Here is a 13,026-nt window from a genome sequence, read left to right as displayed (position 1 = left end):
TTTTTGAATTTTGACTGTGAAAGTCAAATCCACTAAAATTTAGAATAATACAACCAGAGAAATTTTATTGTTATGCAATACTTTTTGCCATTCAAATCTCAATTTGATGATGACGTTATTCTAAAGTATTGAAAGATAAATTTCGAAATATGAGAATAGGATAAGGAGAAATAAGGGACATTTTGTTTATGCATAAAATGATCATTTTCTTATAATCTCTACGGTACTACATATGAACAGATATTTATTAATACCAATGGCAATTTAACTTTTGAAGAAGAGAATCCTATATATAGTGCCAGCGGATTTCCAGATGATATTCCATAGTCGCGCCTTTTTGGGGAGATGTAGATACGAGTGAAGGAGGAACAATTTATTACAAAATAACTAGTGATGCTTTGATCGTTATATGGGATCAAGTAGCTCACTATGGTCCTTCAGAAAAAACTAATACATTTCAAGTCATCATTTCATACGGTGAAAGCGAACTAACACCAGAAGGACGAAATACTGCTTTTTGTTCAAAGGATATGCAATGGACTACCGGAGGTGCTTCTGATGACCATCTGCAGAGTAATAACCACAAAAGCGACTGTAAAATCCATTCTCTTTAAAGCGAATTAAACTGTTGTAGAATTTATCAGGAAAAATTCTAAAATCATGAGAAACAGATAGAAATAGATATCTGTTGGTGAAATTTTAATCTTTTTTAATCCTATGACTCGATAGCAAAAAAACAATCGAAAGAATTTGGCAATTATTACTGCCGCTATAAAAATCCAGGCAAACGAAACCCGTTATTAATGGAGTGATTAAGGATAACAAACCAGTAAAATATTAGGTGGTGGGTTTAACTCCTTTTTCCCTTCATAAAATTAAGAACTGCCCTTTTTCTCCCCGGTTTGTTGGCATTTTTGGCAAATGCAACTTTAAAAGTAGTTCCGCTTTTTTCATCACTTTCAATATCAACGTATCCCTTGTGAGCTTCGGCAGCCATTTTTACGAAAGACAATCCGATGCCCCAGCTTTTTAATTCACCGGACCCCTCCTGCCGCCTGCATTTAAGAAAATTGAAAATTTCTTTCCGATCCTGAGGACTTATTGAGTTTCCTCTGTTATGCACTTTTAGAATTGCTTTATCCGAACAGTCTACAATAGATATTGTAATTGGTCCATCAGCTGAACCATACTTAACTGCATTGGTAATAAGATTTTCAACCACTCTACGTACTGCAGTAGGATCAAATATTCCTAAAATTTCCTTTTCGTCACTTTGCCATCTGAAATCCCTGGAATAAGATTCACGAGCCTCTGAAAAAACCAGCTTTACCTCTTCAACAAAATTACATGAAGAAAAATTCATGGAAATACCTTCCCCCGCCTTAACAGTCACGGTGTCCAGGAGATCTTCGACCAATGCCAAAGATCTCTTCAGACTTCTCACTGTCATCTCCTTAATTTTATCGAATTGCACCTCCCCATGTTCATATTTCAAGGCGCTAAGACCAAGATTAGCTGCAGAAAGAGGATTCCTTAAGTCATGGGCTAAAGTTGCAATCAACTTCTCCCTCATATCCTGCAGGGATTCATTAAATGCGTCTATCGAATATTCCATCGCAGATTCCATTATGAGGGACAAACTTATTCCCACTTTTTCTTCGTAAGCCCCTTCAGATTTAAGAACCATAATTAATGCCCTATGGAGGATCTTATGTTCCTCGATTATTCGTTTAGCAGAAAAATTGACCGTAGCAGCCCTGTGACGGCCATGATCCCGGCTGTCTTCGATGATCTCCTTGAATTCCTCCGGTACAGTGTAGAGAATCTCGTCCTCAGAGCGTTCCAGTACGGTGGCTATATCCTTCAATAGCTGAGGCAATACATTAAGTAGAATCAAGATCTCTGTCTCTGCAAGAGGTGGAATTTCTTTCTCAACGGCCACTTCCCACAACTCAATAATATGTTCTGTCTTTTTTCGAATTACGGCTGCTGCTTTTTTCATGATTTTTTATCCAAATTACATCAACCCAGGTATTGCTTATGTTTATTCTTTTCTAACATTTTTGAAAGAATAATCGTCAAGTATACTCAACCTTTTTTATTCAGGCTTTCCTAACTGGGTACTTTTCTAGTTCTCAAAAATTTTTAAATATTGTAAACAATATTTAAAGATCGTCTAGCATTTTTTAGCCAATCACATCTGTTGCTAAAAAAATCCCGGAAGACCGGGATTTTGTCTGCATGCCCCCAACAACAATTTCATGCAGACAGCAGATAAATGAATCTAAATTATTGTCTATAAAAAGCTTATATATAATGTCGATTTAACTTATTTTTTAGATAAGAACTCCAAAAGAAGATGGTATATATGCCCGATTATTATAAAACAGAAAAACTGTACTCCTTGTTAATTTCTCAACTGCTAAAATTGAACTTTATTTTTCCAACTTCCTGGTCTTAAACTAATTTGTTCAAGCTACTGTAGAACCAGAGCTGCATAAACCAGAATCTGGGCTATTTTAAAAAGTTTTAGACCGTTCTTTTTGGTTAGAGTATGATCCTTTTACCACACCTCTCATTAGAAATTTTATTTTTTATTCAGAACCTGTTTTCTGAGGGAGAACATTTCTTTTTTGAGCATTTCAAGACTTTCCTCCATTTCTTCAAATTTTCCAAATGAAAGCAATTGATGTCCAGGAACCAGGGAGCTACTAATCTTACCACGTATAACAAGAACCTCTTGAATATCCGAAATTTTAATATCCACTTTTTGCTCGGGAAAATTAGCGTTATCGTTTAGCACCACAATTTTGTCGTGATCTATTTTCTCCAATCTTTTGGCAAGTACTGCATCTTTTGTAATCAATAAAAGAAGAGTTCCATTTAATGCTCTATTCAAATCTTGAAGCACCTGACAAATAAGAATGTCACCCGGGAGTATAGTTGGCACCATACTTTCTCCCTCGACTTCAAACAACCGATAATCTTGTGTAGGATTGAAACCAGGAATTTTGAACCAATCCCGATCATCAAAATTTATTCTTTTTTTAAAATTCTCGACAAACCCAGCATGGGCTTTTGCTGTGATCAGGGGAACAAAGCCTGTCTCATAAGAAACCTCTGTGAGTTTACTATTGCCCTTTAAGATAAAATCTGTAGTTACTTCAAAAATATCACTTAATTTAATTACATGCTCTGCCAGGATTCCGTTCATGGAATTTTCTATCCTTGAATAGGCTGCTTGTGTTATTGAAAGATCCTGAGCCACATAAACCTGAGAATACTTTCTTTCCTTGCGCAGAGCCTTTATTCTTTTAGCAATCGAACTTCGGGTATTATTTGATGACATACAATGATTCTTAATAGCAAAAAGATGAACTTTTCACTTTAAAAGTACTCCGCAAATATCCAAAGATTATGATTATTTACAGACTATTTTTAATAATTTAATAAAATAAGCGGCATTTATACCTAATAGTTATAATTAAAATACAATATATCTAAGAATAGTAAATTTCTCCGGGGCAAGCCCACGGAGCATTTTAGTGGAACACGTTTTCTAACTTTACAACATTTACTAACGAGGCAAGCCTCGGGGTATTTACCCTCCTATGAATAAAATACAGAAAAAAATTCATATCACTTCGTTAGATCCTTAAAACCCCCTAATATCTAATAGTTGAGGATTTTTTGAAATCATCAGATTCCAAGTAACTCCTTTGGCAATATTCCTAATGATTATATTTCAAATATAATTTTCAGCAGCAGCGTCTAGGTAGGAATATCACTACAGTGCCAGGTTCTCGTCGTTGGAAACTACTTAAGGTTTCTGGCAGAGATTAATAGAACGGCTTATAGATCGAACTCACCCCTTTTAAATAACTGGCATAAACTTGAACTACTTCAGAAATCTTTTTTGTTCTGAAAATAAATTCGATTAGAGATCAAAAAATACTTAATCCAGGTTTTTATTCCTGGCGTTCTCCCACACTTACACCTAATAAGGATGATACATTTTATGATTGGGGCGAGAATTCATAATACGCTAAAAAGACTTCATATTTTTTAATGCTCTCCAGGAATCATATTAGATCTTAATTAAAAAGAAATTTTACTTCTTTATATTTAAAGCCTTAAGTTCCTTCTTAAAAGTGAATATTTCGCTTTTTAGGATTTCAATATTCTCCTCCAGGTCATTTATTTTTATCCTGAAATTCTTATCGTCACCCGGAACCTGAAAACTTCTCACTTTACCAAGCACTTCAAAGACTTCCTGAATTTTAGAAAATTCAATTCCCTCATCTTGTCCATAATAATCGGGATTATCATTTGTTACGTAGATTTTGTCTTCTCCCAATCTCTCAAGTCTTTTTACCATAACCTCCTTATCGGTAATAATCAAAATTAGTTTTTCATTCAAATTCTTTATGTCCTGCTGAATCTGACAAACTAAAATATCACCTGGTAATACTGTTGGCAACATACTGTCACCTTCCACCTCGAACAATTTGTGATCCACTGTTGAATTGAAACCGGGAATTTTATACCAATCCCTATTTACATAATCCTTCCCTTTGCTATAATTTTTCACAAAACCTGCATGAGCCTTAACCTCTATTAGAGGTAAAAATCCGGTCCTATAGGAAATCTCCACCAATTTGGAATTGCCCTTTAAGATGTAATCTGTGGTTACATCAAACATTTCACTCAACTTAATAATATGTTCAGCAATTATTCCATTTGTTGAATTTTCAATCTGAGAATAAGCAGCCTGGGTAATTGAAAGATCTTTTGCAATATATGTTTGTGAGTAGTTTCTATCTCTCCGTAATTGCTTTATCCTTGAGGCAACTGAATTTTCGATTTCTTTGACAGCCATTTTGTTTAGATAAAGTAGATTCTAGAGGAAAAATTCTCATAAAGTAAAGATGAGGCTTTTGATCAGGTTTGAGTAGTATTTTACAATAAACTTGTCACTACAAACTATTTTGCAATAATTTGAAATGAGATTATTATTTTTCAAGCCATCAAAAGCTTCATTTGGGAGAATTAAAAATCCAGGCCTCACTTTTCATTCTTCGAATGTATTCTTTATCATTTATGGGTAAGTTCTACTTTTGAAGATCTTGGGGAAGGTATTTGTTTTCCGACTTTCCAGGCTCTTCCGGTGGCATTCTTGACTATCCTGTTTCTGAAAGGATCTAATGCGCAGGAGCTGTAATTAAAATTTTCGCCCCCGCTGAAGAGTTTCAGAAAAGCCGTAGTATTCTTCCATGAAAGAACTTTAAAAATGGATTTAAATGGGATTCTTTCACGCTTTTAAGCCTTTGTTCCATTTTGTGAAAAATCCGATAATATAATCTTCAGGTATAAAACAATAGGTTTTATTATTTCTTTCATTTAAAAAAAGGTTAATTCAATTAGCACAAATTTGAACTATCTAAATATTATTTACTTTAAAATCTCTTTTACTTAACGAAAATCGATCATCTCGGATATTTAGACATTCTCATGAACAGTTTTAAAAGTTATTATGGTTTGCTTTTTTTAATTTCCAAAGACACAATGCATCAAAACCACTGACTCGGGGTTATTAAGGTATATGGAAGACTAAAAGAAATAAAAGCAATTCCTAATAGTTTCCTGAGAAACGAAGAAAATCCGGATTTTCTTAATACGTTTTTATTAACAAAAGTAGATGGATAAAGTGAAGGAAAAGATCGCCGGAGCGAAGGAGAATCCATAGACAGAAAAAGACATTTTAAATATGAAAGGCTTGTCCACATGAAAAAAGCCAGACCTGGAGACTTCTTCTCCTATTGGATTTGCTCAAAGAACAGATGGAAGAAGGATCAAAAATGTATTTAAGAAGTAATACAATAATTTAAAAACTCAAAATAGATTGAAGGAAGAGCGTTTTATTTACAGGATCGAAAAGATTACTCATAGACCTGCAGCCGAAGACAAAATAACACTCATAAAAGAAGTTAAGGAAAGTGATCTGGAATTAGGTCGAATTCTTGCGACCAAAGCTTACCTCGAGGAATTGCCTGAATTACAAGGCAAATATTCTCCAGGAAGCTTCAAAACCTATGACACCAGGAAAGGAATAGGATATAATTACCAACTCCTTTTAATTGACATTTTCGAAAATGAGATTTACATAGTGGAGACTACCATGGAAAATATCTTACCTGCTGTTCTCGCTCAACAGAAAGAGGAAAAGGAAATTTTCCTGAAATTAGGGCTGCACTACCCGGCCCTTTCTGCCCAAACCCATCTTCTTCTTTTAATAATTCCTCAAACTTTTTAATGATTAAAAAGTTCTGAAATTCTCAAAATTGATTGGAAGGTTTTTCTCAGAACCTCCAATATTTACGGTTAATAAAAAAGAACCATCATTTGTCAGGATACAGAGCTAACAAAGAATTTAATTAAAACAAAGATGTTGTGTACTTTTTTCCCTCTACCTGTTAGTATTTTATCTAAAATGATATCACCAAAATGGCTTGATTTCAAATTATCTGGAAATATGCCGATATCTAATAGCCGTCGACTTGTGCCATGATGAAAAAGTTCAGGGTTGTAATTATATAAATGATTGATTATCAAAAATAAATAGGGTATGTACTGGTATAAATATGGAATTTAAAGTTTAACTTTAAAGGCTCCGTAAATTCAGTATGCTTTTCTTCCCCCTGAGTCGGATGTGAAATATTTCCCTTTGCATAGACATCTGACAAACACTTTATGCTAATATTTAAAGAACGTTTTGTTCATATGGCTTCTATATTATTCCTATGAACTTATATAACAATTTGAGTTAATGAATTTGTTTTTTCCTTTCCTGAGAAAGAAAAATGATTAGAAAAAGTGTAATATTTCTGAACTATAAATAGTTTTTCAAATTAAAGATAATTCATCTCTGAAACCACTAAAAGGTATATAATGAGGGAGATTCAGAATAAAACAAAGTTGGAAACAGATTATTTGATTGTAGGGTGTGGTGCAGTGGGTATGGCGTTCGCCGATGTTGTTCTATCAGAAACGAAAGCTAGTTTAGTTATGGTTGACAAGCTCCATAAACCCGGCGGACATTGGAACCAGGCTTATTCCTTTGTGAAATTACACCAGCCATCTGCCTTTTATGGAGTAAGTTCAGTAGACCTGGGGAAGGAAGGTATAGATAAAGTCGGGGTAAACAAGGGCTTACAAAATCTTTCTTCCGGAGATGAAATCCGGAACTACTATAATGATGTCATGCAAGGTCAATTCCTTCCCGGCGGCCGGGTTAATATTTTCCTTTATGCAATTACCACGGGAACAACAGTTTTTCCTCCATTCTTACCGGACAATCTTTTGAAGTACGAGTAAATAAAAAAACGGTGAACGCAGCTCATATGCAAACCAGGATTCCTGCCACCCATATACCCGGCTTCAGCATTGCACCAGAATTACAGTTTATACCTATCAACAATTTACCAAAAATTGTAGAGCCACCTGAAGGTTTTGTGGTAATAGGTGGTGGGAAAACCGGCGTTGATGCTATATTATGGTTACTGGAACAGCAGGTTGATCCAGATCGAATTACATGGATCGTCCCCCGTGATTCATGGTTTACCGATCGAAAGAATTTACAGCCATCTCCAAAATTCCTAAAATTTTTCCTTAATGATCAGGCTGCTCAATTTGAGGCGCTGGAAAAGGCAGACTCAATTGATGATCTCTTTTACAGGCTTGAGAAAGCCGGCGTGCTGTTGCGTATAGATAAAAATGTAAAACCTAGAATGCATCGTGGTGCAACTATAAGTCAACTTGAATTGGTCCAGCTAAAGCGAATCAAAAATATTGTTCGCATGGGTCACATCATTAGCCTGGAGAAAAGTGAGATGATTCTTGAAGGAGGAAGAATAGCTATTAAGCCAAATCATATTTTCGTTGATTGTTCAGCAAATGCATTAAACCATTCAGAGACAGTGCCAATATTCTCGGGAAACACAATTACTCTGCAGCCAGTAAGGGGCGGGCAAATTGTCTTTAGTGCGGCTTTCATTGCACATGTTGAGACCGCATATAAAGATGAGATACAAAAGAACAGGCTGTGCAGAGTAGTCCCCCTGCCAAACCATGATACGGACTGGATAAAAATGATGGCCGGAACAATGCAAAATCAACATAACTGGAAAAAAGAACCTGAGTTGACAAAATGGCTTTATAACAACAGGCTTGATGGATTCAGTCATTTACTCGCTGATATTCCTGCAGATGATGAGGAGTTACAGGCGATTTTAAAAAGAATGCGCAACAGTATAAAACCTGCAATGACCAAGCTCGAAAAATTCTTTTCAGAATTGACCTACTCCCCTTAAAAATACCAGCCTCATAGATGATTAAAGCAAATTAAAGCATCCTTTAAAAATAAGATTATGTCAAAAGTGAGAGAGTCATCAATCGAAATGGGAAAGGAAGAATTTCGTAGGGTTGGATATAAATTAATTGATGACATCTCTAACTTTATTGAATCAATAGATGAGAAACCAGTTACCACAAATGAAACCCCTGGTGAACTACAAAATAAAATATTAGGGAATGCTCCATTACCTGAAGAAGGAAAGTCTGTATCTGAATTGTTTTCTTCAACGACTGATCTATTGTTCCAGCACTCCTTACTTAATGGACACCCTAAATTCCTGGGATACATTACTTCCTCCGCGGCCCCAATAGGAGCCTTAGCAGATTTATTAGCAGCGTCTGTCAATCCTAATGTAGGGGCACAAATTTTAAGCCCTATTGCTACAGAGATTGAAAAGCAAACCATCAGATGGCTTTCTGAATTTATTGGTGTTTCGCCAGTCTATGGAGGACTATTGGTAAGTGGTGGTAACATGGCAAATTTCACTGCATTTCTAGCCGCAAGAACAGCGAAATCCCCAAAGGCTATTAAAGAAGACGGGATTCAAAATTCACCAAATAGATTAACTGTTTATTGTTCTAAAACTACACATACCTGGATTGAAAAAGCCGTTATATCATTTGGTTTAGGCACCAAATCTATTCGTTGGATACCAACCGATGATTTTAATAAAATGGACAACAAGGCTTTAGAGTCTACAATTGAATTAGATCTTAAGAATCATTTTATCCCGATAATGGTAGTTGGCACTGCTGGCGATGTTAGTACAGGAGCTGTGGATGATCTAATTGGAATCTCCGCTATTTGTAAAAAATTTGATTTGTGGTTCCACATTGATGGAGCTTATGGTGCTCCTGCAGCAGTTATTCCTAAATACAAACCGCTGTTTGAAGGAATTAGAGAAGCAGATTCTATTGCTTTGGACCCTCACAAATGGTTATACGCCCCACTTGAAGCAGGATGTACATTAATAAAAAACCCTCAGCATTTACTTGACACTTATAGTTCACATCCTGAATACTACAACTTTGACCGCAGTGGCAAGGAAAAAACTCAAAACTTTTATGAATATGGACTTCAGAATTCCCGTGGCTTTAGAGCTTTAAAAGTTTGGCTCTCCTTGCAACAGGTAGGTCGAAGTGGTTATGAAAAACTCATTGGTGAAGATATCGAACTTTCAGAAATGCTATTTGAACTTGCTAAAAAGCATCCTGAATTAGAGGCAGTTTCTCAAAGTTTAAGCATTACAACTTTCAGGTACAATCCTGGTAGTACTGAATACAGTGGCAATCTAAATATGCTGAATGAAAATTTATTGAACGAATTACAAACCGGCGGGCAGGTGTTCCTGTCAAATGCCATCGTAAATGATAAATATTGTTTGAGAGCTTGTATTGTGAATTTCAGGACTTCCCAAAGCGATATAGAGGAGATTATAGAATTAGTAGTAAAACTGGGAAGGAAAATTTCTCTAAGAATATCTCAAACATAAAAGATAATAGACAGAAATTGTCGAAGATTATATACCCTAAAAGAAAAGCTGACTTTTAGAAAGTACAAGCCGTCTTTTAAAGCCTTACCATATCGAATAGTTCTTCAGGGAAATTTTTACAGGGATGCGGATATAAAGGAGAAGCAATGGCACCTGCCATTATTTTTTGACCTGGCTTCCTCCACTCATCTCGATTAATATCATGTACGGAACCAAAATCGAAATGCTTAGGAACCCCTGATGGTTCGAATTGTAATGGCAGTTGTAAAAAGAAAATTTAAAATCTTTATTTAAAAAGTGAATTAACCACAAAGATCACCAGTCAGGTAATTTTTTCACCGGATCTATAGTGAAATCGTGTAGTTTCCAGTGCATATTTTTTATTTCCTTATATCCCTCTTCTATTGCCTCAAGGTTGATCTCTCCTTTAGGAACTACTGCAATCTGTCCGAAATAAACCTGTCCTGCCTCTCGAAAGCGTACCCGTACGTCGGCCACCCACTCCCAGGAGCGTACCCTGTTTCTCACGTCTACGATGATCTGGTCCTCGTCTTCCGCCAACAAACGCTTTGGATACCTATCCATGAGATCCAAAGCTGCAGTTTTTGTATGCTTAAAGCCGTCCTTGAGAATAGAACCCGAAATAAAAATAGCTGCTACTGCATCTGCCCACCACAAGCCCAACCCCACGCCAAGGATACCTAAAATGGCAGCGAGAGCTGTCATGTAATCGGCTTTCTGAGCACTGGAATCGGTGTATAGCAGTTTATTGTGTAGCTGTTTGGCCATAGGAATCTTCTTTCTCCCCAGCCACATGGCAGGACCGGCACTGTATACCAGAGCGGCGATCATAAGCCATCCCATCCAAATGGTGTATCCCATGATCTTCATATTTCCTATGGTGGGACGTTCTGTTTTTATTAAAGCCATTGAAGAATCAAATACCAGAAAAAGCCCCATGCCCAGCAATGCTACAGCCCCCACAAGAAAAGCAATGGAAAATACCCGGTGATAACCAAAAGGAAATTTTTTATTTGGGGCTTTGCTGTTGATCTTGCTCGCGATAAGAAAACCAGCTGAGGGAACAAGGCTCAGAACATCCTCAAGCCAGGCGGTTTTCATAGCCTGACTCGAGCCAAGAACCAGATACATAACAACAGTGACTGAAATGAGATAGACAAGAGTTATCCACTCCAGCTTCTTTGCCTTTTTGAGTGTTTCTCTTAGCTCCGGAGGCAATTCAAAATCCCTTATCGTTTTCATTGCTGCTTCTTTTTACTGAATATGAATTTCTCCAAATGCTCCAGGAGACGATTTTCCCCTTTTGGAATTAGAAAAACATGTCGTTGGTCATATGCTGTAGTAAGTGCCGCTTTCTTCTTATACAGTGTTTTTTTATCCATTCCCCCGGCGACAATATGAAGGTCAAACTTCTCTAATTTATGGACGAGATCACTTTCTGAACCTTTGCTGAATTCCACCTGCAACCCCTCTTGAGAGGCAAATTCCCGCAGCATTTCCACCTCGCTCCCTTCCGGCTCCTCCCCCTGCGTTATCACATACGGCGGATTTTCTACTAATCCGATCTTTAGAGAAGTATCTTTTGCTTCTTCAAAAGAACCTTCGGAATCTTTTGGAAAAGTGCAGGCTGTAAGCATTGTTAACAGGAGAAGAAAAGTTTTTTTCATACTTCAAGGTAGAAAATTCAGAATGAACGCCAATAAATGACTAGAAAATTTTAATATGTTTCAGGAGTCGGAAGAAAAAAATTTTCAGAAACCTCCTGCTGTGACCCTTGAATGATTTGAAAATACTGTACTGAAGGCAAGGATTTTTTCTCTCACTCCTATTATCATCAAGAGCTTAAAAATACCAAATGGAAGACAAAAAATGAAATAGTAAACCTGCAATTATAGACACCAGTGATACTCAACAACCATACAATCTTAGCCTCCGCAATCTTTCAACATTCTCGGAGTGGACAAACTGAAAAGGTTTGACAAAGTCCATAGGTGAGGTGATATTTCTTTAAATCACAACCACTTGGGCCATCATTTATAAAAAAATGGGCAGAAAACCCTTCTAACGATCATTTAATTAGGATCTCATTAATTAAAAGCAACAAAGATGACAGTTATTTCAGTTTTAATTAAGGCATAATTAGGTTTATCTTTTGATAGGTATGATATAATTAATACCAGAGCCCAGTAAACTTATACTTACAGATTAAAGTAATTAAATAACACCGCTTTAGCGTGTTATCCTCTTGCTACTCCTTTTAGTTCGCCACAGGCGAACAAAAATTCCGTACAATTTGGTCAAAAGCCAATTGCCAGTTCCAGGGAAATAATTTCCTGTTATGTATTTTTTTGATGGGTACGGTTATCAGCGAAAGTCAAAAAATGGATAACCCCACGTAAAATTAAATGCTGAATTTAAGCGAGATAAATATACTAATTTTTCTTCACTTGAAATTGATTGAACGGAAAAACACCTCCAAAAATTTAGAGGTGCTTTACTGCAAATTTCAGAAAATCAGATGTTGAATATCACAGGATAGAAGTATAAATTTTGTAGTGCTTCCCTTAGACTTCACTCAGGACAGGCTTCCTCTACCATCATCTCAAAACAGGTACAATTTTCTCTAAGGTACGTGCTCATATCATCCCCAAATTTTCGTTTCACATCCTTTATGAAATTCTCCAAAAGTCGGTTTTGGGCTTCTTCGGTCAGGTCTGAAAAATTAAGATAAATCATAAGCTTTGCATTTAAAGCATTCCTTCATCTGCAAAACTGAAATAATTTCCATCAGGTGTCAGGATCAAATGATCCAATACCTTTATATCAAATAATTCCCCTGCCTTCTTAATTTTTTGGGTCAGGCGTTTATCCGGTTCACTCGGTCTCAAGGTTCCGCTCGGATGGTTGTGAGCAAGGATTACAGCCGTGGTAAGGCTTTTGAGTACTACTGCAAATACGATCCTTAAGTCTACCAAGGTGCCGGTAATCCCTCCGGTGGATACCTGATAAATACCTTTTACTTTATTGGCATTGTTCAGCAACATTATTTTAAAGGTTTCGTGCAGTTCGATACTGTTTTTGTCCCATTGTCCATAAAGGA

At 36.5% G+C, this 13,026-nt stretch carries 12 protein-coding genes; 5 read left to right on the top strand and 7 right to left on the bottom strand.

Features of this window, described 5'->3' with window-relative positions; translation table 11 throughout:
- Window positions 1-398: 398 nt before the first annotated feature.
- Window positions 399-614: a nidogen-like domain-containing protein gene (locus tag ACQ93I_RS16745; protein ID WP_431699527.1), complete on the top strand. Its 216-nt coding sequence runs from the start codon at window positions 399-401 to the stop codon at window positions 612-614.
- A gap of 236 nt (window positions 615-850) precedes the next feature.
- Here ACQ93I_RS16745 and ACQ93I_RS16740 read toward each other — a convergent pair whose 3' ends face one another.
- The 3 genes from ACQ93I_RS16740 to ACQ93I_RS16730 all read right to left on the bottom strand — a co-directional run bounded on the left by ACQ93I_RS16740 (window position 851) and on the right by ACQ93I_RS16730 (window position 4,879).
- Window positions 851-2,002, bottom strand: a complete 1,152-nt coding sequence (locus ACQ93I_RS16740) for a sensor histidine kinase (protein WP_431699526.1) — start codon at window positions 2,000-2,002, stop codon at window positions 851-853.
- Window positions 2,003-2,587: 585 nt separating this feature from the next.
- A complete protein-coding gene (locus ACQ93I_RS16735; RefSeq protein ID WP_431699525.1) occupies window positions 2,588-3,349 on the bottom strand; it encodes an XRE family transcriptional regulator in 762 nt (253 codons plus the stop codon).
- A 762-nt stretch (window positions 3,350-4,111) separates the two neighbouring features.
- Complete coding sequence (locus ACQ93I_RS16730; protein WP_431699524.1) at window positions 4,112-4,879, bottom strand: XRE family transcriptional regulator; 768 nt, start codon at window positions 4,877-4,879, stop codon at window positions 4,112-4,114.
- Window positions 4,880-5,902: 1,023 nt separating this feature from the next.
- Here ACQ93I_RS16730 and ACQ93I_RS16725 point away from each other — a divergent pair.
- From ACQ93I_RS16725 to ACQ93I_RS16710, 4 genes are all read left to right on the top strand, one after another.
- Window positions 5,903-6,313: a hypothetical protein gene (locus ACQ93I_RS16725; protein WP_431699523.1), complete on the top strand. Its 411-nt coding sequence runs from the start codon at window positions 5,903-5,905 to the stop codon at window positions 6,311-6,313.
- Between the two features lie 635 nt (window positions 6,314-6,948).
- Window positions 6,949-7,374 (top strand): hypothetical protein, encoded by a 426-nt coding sequence (locus ACQ93I_RS16720; RefSeq protein WP_431699522.1) that lies wholly within the window; start codon window positions 6,949-6,951, stop codon window positions 7,372-7,374.
- Window positions 7,375-7,385: 11 nt separating this feature from the next.
- Window positions 7,386-8,369, top strand: a complete 984-nt coding sequence (locus tag ACQ93I_RS16715; RefSeq protein WP_431699521.1) for a hypothetical protein — start codon at window positions 7,386-7,388, stop codon at window positions 8,367-8,369.
- Window positions 8,370-8,426: 57 nt separating this feature from the next.
- Window positions 8,427-9,905 carry a pyridoxal phosphate-dependent decarboxylase family protein gene (locus ACQ93I_RS16710; RefSeq protein WP_431699520.1) on the top strand — a complete coding sequence of 493 codons (1,479 nt, stop codon included), beginning with the start codon at window positions 8,427-8,429 and terminating at the stop codon, window positions 9,903-9,905.
- 315 nt (window positions 9,906-10,220) lie between these two features.
- On the opposite strand, the gene ACQ93I_RS16705 is transcribed toward ACQ93I_RS16710, so the two are convergent.
- From ACQ93I_RS16705 to ACQ93I_RS16690, 4 genes are all read right to left on the bottom strand, one after another.
- Window positions 10,221-11,168 carry a cation diffusion facilitator family transporter gene (locus ACQ93I_RS16705; protein WP_431699519.1) on the bottom strand — a complete coding sequence of 316 codons (948 nt, stop codon included), beginning with the start codon at window positions 11,166-11,168 and terminating at the stop codon, window positions 10,221-10,223.
- On the bottom strand, window positions 11,165-11,593 hold the full coding sequence (locus ACQ93I_RS16700; protein ID WP_431699518.1) for a transporter substrate-binding domain-containing protein: 429 nt from the start codon (window positions 11,591-11,593) through the stop codon (window positions 11,165-11,167). Before ACQ93I_RS16700 ends, ACQ93I_RS16705 begins: the two co-directional genes overlap by 4 nt.
- A gap of 904 nt (window positions 11,594-12,497) precedes the next feature.
- Complete coding sequence (locus tag ACQ93I_RS16695) at window positions 12,498-12,662, bottom strand: hypothetical protein (protein WP_431699517.1); 165 nt, start codon at window positions 12,660-12,662, stop codon at window positions 12,498-12,500.
- Window positions 12,663-12,673: 11 nt separating this feature from the next.
- Window positions 12,674-13,026 (bottom strand): JAB domain-containing protein (locus tag ACQ93I_RS16690; RefSeq protein WP_431699516.1); only part of this gene is annotated, 353 nt, incomplete at its 5' end.

Origin of the sequence: Salinimicrobium sp. WS361 (genome assembly GCF_050750585.1) — a bacterium.
Taxonomy (GTDB): domain Bacteria; phylum Bacteroidota; class Bacteroidia; order Flavobacteriales; family Flavobacteriaceae; genus Salinimicrobium.
The sequence above is the reverse complement of the archived record's forward strand: the minus strand, read 5'-3'. Positions and strand labels throughout refer to the sequence as shown.